Here is a 6,250-nt window from a genome sequence, read left to right as displayed (position 1 = left end):
GCTCATAACCGGAAAGAAACGAATTAATTCATTATTTCAATAGTTTATTTGTTCTAATTTATAACCACCAAAGATTAGTTTTGCAAACACTTGATTATCAAGCATGTTATAATCAGGGTATCTCAGTATCATACTTAGGGTACCTCAATATGATACTGAGATACCCTAAGTATCATACTGAGCCCCCCTAAGTATGCGACTGATCTCGCAAATGTTTTGTTTTATAAATATTTATTATTTATATTAGAGGCGCTTATCATATCGGATTATCGTTTTGTTCATAACCCGTGCAGAAACAAATAGAACACAATATTACCTTTTGGTCAAAAGTTCTTCCTCCCTATACCCGGTTCGCATTTCCTTCGCTCCTATACGAGGAACAAAATAGCGAAGTTGGTACGAGGAGGGTACGAAAAAGATACAAGCCAGGTACGAGGCAGATAGTTCTGTTCTTTTTCTCGTTTATTCAGGTAGCCCCCTATTTCTAAAAAGAAAAAATAGGAAAAAGATTCATTTGCTTACTGAGTTTTTCATCCGTTGACTGTATATATAGTAAATGCAACAGAATGGAGAAGAATAATATCGTTAGAATCATCGGAACATATTTATCCGGCCGCTTCTCTCCCGAAACGGAAGAGAAGGTTCAGAAATGGATCATTAAAGATAAAGACACTGAAGAAAAAGAAAAAGCTTCATTGGAATATTGGGATCAATTGGAGACAAAAACAGACCCGGACACTAAACTTGCATTAAACAGAGTAAACCAAAAGATCCGTTATAAGAAAATAGTTCCCCGACCTTTCTATCAAAAACGAATGCGTATTGCAGCAGCCCTGATTCCGCTACTGATTATTACAGGAAGTTATCTGTACTATACTTCCACGAAGGATAAATGGGTTGAGATATCTGTTGCATACGGTGATAAAAAACACTTCCTATTGCCTGATAGCTCCGAAATATGGCTGAATGCAGGAACAGCAATCAAATACCCGGAAAAGTTCTCGAAAGCACAGCGCCTTGTGTATCTTGACGGTGAAGCCTATTTTTCTGTTCGGAAAGATACAGCGAAACCGTTTATTGTAGAAACGTCCCAACTTTCAGTCAAAGTATTAGGAACCCAATTCAATGTAAAGGCATACGCTGATGATGAACTGGTGACTACTACCCTGACAAGTGGCAAAGTTGAAGTCACCCCTCCCGTTCAGGACTCGCGGATACTGAAACCTAATGAACGGTTGACATACGATAGAAAAACATCCGCCATCAGCATTACCGAAGTTTCTCCAACCGATGCAGATGGCTGGATCACGGGAAAACTGATATTTACCGATGCACCTTTCACCGAAATCCTGCAAACATTAGAGAGACGTTATAATGTAACTATCAATCATACAATGAACGTTCCCGCCTCCAAACGATATACCGTCCGGTTCCTGAAAAATGAAAATCTGGAAGAAGTACTGCCTGTATTGAGTGAGATGATCGGCTTCAGTTATCAGATACAGAGAAACAAAGTAGAACTAATCAAAAAACAATAAAAAGAGACTGCCTATGAAGAAAAAGAACCGGATTGCAGCTTGAGACCCTCAACCCGGTTCTGAAATGCTAATGCTCCATCAAACCGTAAAGTAAAACAAAGTATTAACTATACAAAGATAATGCAAATTGAGTGCAGAACTTTCATGCTTACATGAAAAAGTTATGCCGAAATGCAGCTTATCTTATAAAAACATACAACAATGAATCGAATAACCATTAATAAAGAAACAGATAAGATACTCCTTTTTTTATTTTTTGCCTTTCTCTCATTGAATGCCACAGCACAGAATGACAGAAAGCAAATCACCATACAGAATAAAAACATATCACTGAAAGAAGCTTTTGCCGAGATAGAACTACAAACCGGATACAGCATAGCCTATGAATTATCGGCCGTAGATGTAAAGAGGAAAATATCCCTGTCGTTAGAAGCCCAGAGCATTGACAAGGCGTTATCGCAAATCTTGAAAGACACCCGCTATTCGTACAAAATAACAGGCTACCATATCATTATCACTCCATCCGGCAACGAACTACAGAAATCCACCAAGGAAAAAACAGAGAAACCTACTCAAACAGTCAGAGGAATTGTACTGGATTCCAAAACCAATGCACCCATAGAGTTTGCTACTGTAAGAATTATGAATGTCGGTTCTTTGGGCAGCACAACAGACAGTCTGGGGAGATTTCGGATAGACAATGTTCCCGTGGGACGATGCAATATACAAACCTCCTATGTAGGATATAATGCCAATATTTTCAATGAGATACCTGTAACCTCTTCCAAGGAAGTATATATGGAAATCACTCTGGATGAAAACATTCACTCGTTGGCGGAAGTCGTCATACAACCGGAGATAAAGAAAGATAAACCTCTGAATGCAATGGCCATTACCGGCGGACGCATGATCAGCATGGAAGAAGCGGGCAGGTTTGCCAATGGTTTTGATGATCCGGCACGTCTGAGTTCTGCATTTGCAGGTGTGGCAGGAGATGTAGGAACCAACGCTGTAGCTATCAGAGGAAATTCACCCCAGTTTACCCAATGGAGGTTGGAAGGGGTAGAAATTCCCAATCCGACTCACTTCGCCGACCTTACCGGACTGGGTGGGGGCTTTCTTTCGGCCCTGAGTACACAGGTGATCGGTAACTCCGATTTCTACAACGGTGCGTTCCCTGCCGAATACAGCAATGCGCTATCAGGTATCTTCGACATGCAAATACGAAATGGCAACAATCAGAAGTATGAACATACATTTCAGTTGGGTATTCTGGGTATTGACCTGGCATCGGAAGGCCCGATAAGCAGGAAACATGGAAGTTCCTATATCTTCAATTACCGCTTCTCTACCACTTCCTTGGCTACGGGAAATGATATGAATCTGAAATATCAGGACTTGTCATTCAAATTAAATTTTCCTACCCGGAAGGCCGGAACTTTCTCTATCTGGGGAATCGGACTGATTGACCGTTATAAACCGGAAGCCATCGACCGTGATGAATGGGAGACACAAGGTGACCGGCAGTCCGGAAATACAGCTTTTGACAAAGCGGCAGGAGGACTTACACACAAGTATCTTATCAATGCAGATACATATATTCGTTCTTCATTAGCCGCCACTTACTCGAAAGATCGCACGAGAGCCGATCAGATGACAGAAGATGACAAACTGGTCCATGTAGGAGATATCCGGAACTCCAAATGGGATATAGTCTTTAATTCTTATCTGAACAAGAAATTCAATTCCAACCATATCAACCGGACAGGTATCACAGTTACAGGCCTCCAATATAACTTGGATTACAAAATCAGTCCTAATTTCGGTTTAGATGTACCTATGGAACAGATTTCAAAAGGAAATGGGGGAAGTTGTGTACTCTCGGCATACAGCAGTTCTGTCATCAACCTAAGCAACCATCTTACTACCAGTCTGGGCATCACCGCACAGTACTTCACCCTGAATAAAAACTGGACCGTAGAACCCAGAGCAGCCCTTAAATGGAGCTTTAATCCGAAACACGCCTTGGCACTGGCATACGGTCTGCATAGTCGCAGGGAAAAGCTTGACTACTACTTTGTGGAACAGGAAGCCAATGGAAAAACAGAATCCAACAGATACCTGGATTTTTCAAAGGCTCATCACTTTGGGCTTACATACGACTGGAACATCAACTCGTATATGCACTTAAAAGTGGAACCCTATTATCAATATCTATTCCGAATACCTGTTGAAGAGAATTCTTCCTTTTCCATCATCAACCATCAGAGTTTCTATCTGGACAGAATATTAAAGAATAGAGGCTCCGGAGTGAACTACGGTATAGACATTACATTAGAACAATACATGAAAAATGGTTTCTACTATATGATAACGGCTTCTCTTTTTAAATCAAAATACAAAGCCGGAGATAGCATCTGGCGTAATACACGGTTGGACAAAAACTATCTCCTGAACATACTTGCCGGAAAAGAATGGATGGTAGGACGTAATAAACAAAATGTACTAAGCCTCAACGGACGTATCTTCTTCCAAGGTGGTGACCGATATACCCCTGTAGATGAGGGTAAAAGTATGATAGAACATGATATCAAATTTGATGAAACCAGAGCTTACAGCAAGAAGTTTGATCCCTCCATCAACGGTGACATCTCTTTCAGTTATAGAATTAATAAAAAGAAAATATCTCATGAGTTTTCTATTAAAATGCTAAATGTAGGTATGCGCACAGGAATGCACTTTTACCAGTACAACGAAAAAACTCATAAGATAGAGAAAAAAGACGGATCGGGATTGATACCGAATATCAGTTATAAGATTTACTTTTAGTATATAAAAGAGAACAATCATTGTTTGCGCTGTTACCCCAATAAAAGCAAAGAAGATGTATTTGGAAATTTTCCGATACATCTTCTTCTTTCTATTTACTCAGAGTATCCTCAACGAAATACTCCCATCATCCGATAAAAATTCTCTATCAGCTTGTTGAAAATCTTTTCACCTGCTCCGACTTCAATAAGCCACGATCCTTCATCTGCTCCGAAGCCACCATAAGCAGCCGATCGAATATCAGGCAGATACATCGGCCATCTTCCGTTGTTCCAGGTATATCCGAAGAAGAAAGGAATAACATTATTGGGTTGCATTTCCCGTTTCCAATCAATCTGGAACTTGATGAAAGGTTCACCGGGAACAGTGGCAATGGCAATACGGTTATTAATGGATATTACGGAGAAATGCACATTATACTTCAGGTTCTTGTCATGTCTGCCGATAAAATGCAGAGAGTCAGTCTTCACCTTGATATTGGGTACATCATACGGGTTCGGATATATTTCTTTGGCCAGTTTAACGGCTTCGATAGAGAGCAATTTACCCATACGGTCTATCAAATCATAATTGGACGGGCGAGGGTCATCCGGTCCGGTACGTCCGCCATCCTTAAATAAAGGTGCCTGGTTTCCTGCACCGCCTTGTACAAAAAGGCAATATACCTGATTGTTAAAAGCTTCTTCCGTATATTTGGTGGCATAGCCCACATAGTCGGCAGAGATTTCAAAGTTATTCCAGGCCACATCCGGATGGCAGGCATAATTCATTAGAATTACTTTCGGATTCCCTTTCGTGTCCTCCAGTTTAATGACACCTACAGAATTATCAACAGGCCCATGAGGAATACGCTCCGGATTCACCGCCCTGTAGTGGTCATCTCCTACCCATGATTCGCGGGCACGGCCGTCTTCACGAAGAAGCAACCGATTGAAACTTAGTTGAGGAAAACTACGATAACCTGCTGAAATACGAGCCTCGAACATAGAAGAAGAAGCCTGTTTCAAAGCTTTGGTTATCTGAGCATCGAGCCAGTCCTTGGGCCCTGCCTCACCGGAATGTGTATGCTGGGGACAGAAATAGACTTCCTGCAAACCAAATTGCTTTTTTAGTTTCTCTGCTAACGGAACATTACTGTACATAACCAAATCCAGAGAGACAAAAGCAATACGCAAAGCTCCCACTTCAAGAATAAGAGTTCGCGCATAGAGTGAATCATGAACCGGATAGCGGGGATTAGGCGGGGTTATATTCACTTTGCCGGTACCCGCCATTAACTTTTCTGCAGCGTTGGTATTCACTGTAGAAATAACACCTAACAGCACTAATAGTGCTGTCAACCAAAAACTTTGTGTTTTCATTTGAATTACATTTATCAGATTCATACTAATTACTTTTTTCATGGTATTATTACTTTTTAAATTAACTTTTACGCTATTATTCGGCAATAATACACGAGGAGTATTAATAAAGCTATTAATTCTCTATTAACTCAGAGAGGAATTATTATTTTTTGTATGAACTAACCGTTCATAACAGACGTTATATCAATAGAACTTTAAATACCAACGATCATGGAAAAGTATCTGATTCATAGTAATGAGTTGCATTTCATCAACAAGGAACGCATTCACAGGGAAATAGAGAAAATGGTAGAGTCATTAGACATGGCAGCAGGTTCCACCAAAGGATTCGACCTGTATACCGTAGTAGAAAGTTATTTCACTGATCTCGAAAAGCGAAGGGAAATCAATCGCTTACTGCATATAGAGAAAGATGAATGTGAAGCCATAGAGGAAGAGCTCGGAGTATATGAAATGTGATTTACAATAAAAACTATCACGAGTATTAACTATAATGAATAAAGGGCATAACAAATTGTT

The 6,250-nt window shown here is 40.3% G+C and carries 4 protein-coding genes; 3 read left to right on the top strand and 1 reads right to left on the bottom strand.

From position 1 onward, the window contains the following. Positions 1 to 566 precede the first annotated feature (566 nt). Positions 567 to 1,538, top strand: coding sequence for a FecR family protein (locus BN161_RS10835; RefSeq protein ID WP_044265933.1), 972 nt, complete (start codon positions 567 to 569; stop codon positions 1,536 to 1,538). Between the two features lie 201 nt (positions 1,539 to 1,739). After that, positions 1,740 to 4,367 (top strand): carboxypeptidase regulatory-like domain-containing protein, encoded by a 2,628-nt coding sequence (locus BN161_RS10830; protein WP_044265931.1) that lies wholly within the window; start codon positions 1,740 to 1,742, stop codon positions 4,365 to 4,367. Positions 4,368 to 4,477: 110 nt separating this feature from the next. Here BN161_RS10830 and BN161_RS10825 read toward each other — a convergent pair whose 3' ends face one another. Then, positions 4,478 to 5,770 (bottom strand): hypothetical protein, encoded by a 1,293-nt coding sequence (locus BN161_RS10825; RefSeq protein WP_044265929.1) that lies wholly within the window; start codon positions 5,768 to 5,770, stop codon positions 4,478 to 4,480. 171 nt (positions 5,771 to 5,941) lie between these two features. On the opposite strand from BN161_RS10825, the gene BN161_RS10820 reads away from it, so the two are divergent. Next, a complete protein-coding gene (locus tag BN161_RS10820; protein WP_044265926.1) occupies positions 5,942 to 6,190 on the top strand; it encodes a hypothetical protein in 249 nt (82 codons plus the stop codon). Positions 6,191 to 6,250 lie beyond the last annotated feature (60 nt).

Origin of the sequence: Bacteroides timonensis, from assembly GCF_000513195.1 — a bacterium.
Taxonomy (GTDB): domain Bacteria; phylum Bacteroidota; class Bacteroidia; order Bacteroidales; family Bacteroidaceae; genus Bacteroides; species Bacteroides timonensis.
Note: the sequence above shows the minus strand (reverse complement) of the source record. Positions and strands in the feature narration are given on the sequence as shown.